We start from the raw sequence: 512 nt of genomic DNA on the forward strand, positions 1-512 counted from the left end.
ATTCCGCTTCGGGACCGACGTAAATTGTGTCAGCAATTCCGGTAAATCTGAGATAACTTTCGGCACGAACAGCGACAGAACGAGGGTCCAGACCATAACCATCTTTCGTAATGGGCTCGACCACGTTTGCAATCAAACAAAGTGTCGTATCCTCGGTAAATGGATCTATCCAGTAACGTGACGGGTCCGGGACAAGCAGCATGTCTGATTCGTTTATGGCTGCCCAGCCGCGAAGGCTGGAAGCGTCAAAACCGAATCCATCTTCAAACGAATCTTCGGTCAATTGATCAATCGGAAAAGTAAGATGATGCCAGGCTCCCGGAAGATCGGTAAACCGGACCGAAACAAATTTTGCCTGTTGATCGGCAGCGAAATGCAAAACATTTTTTGGGTTCATAGTTCAATTAATAAAAAAACCAATGTGTAGAAAGACTGGTGATGCCGTTTTAACGGCTCATTTCGTTTTTATAAGATACAATTTGAATGCCAATCTTATTTTTCACTTTAATTGT

At 43.6% G+C, this 512-nt stretch carries 1 protein-coding gene; it reads right to left on the reverse strand.

Translation table 11 applies throughout. The features are described from left to right. A partial coding sequence (locus R7P74_RS29525; RefSeq protein ID WP_318124314.1) for a glutamine synthetase beta-grasp domain-containing protein occupies positions 1–397 on the reverse strand: 397 nt, incomplete at its 3' end. Positions 398–512 lie beyond the last annotated feature (115 nt).

This window comes from Vibrio sp. 2033, assembly GCF_033339735.1.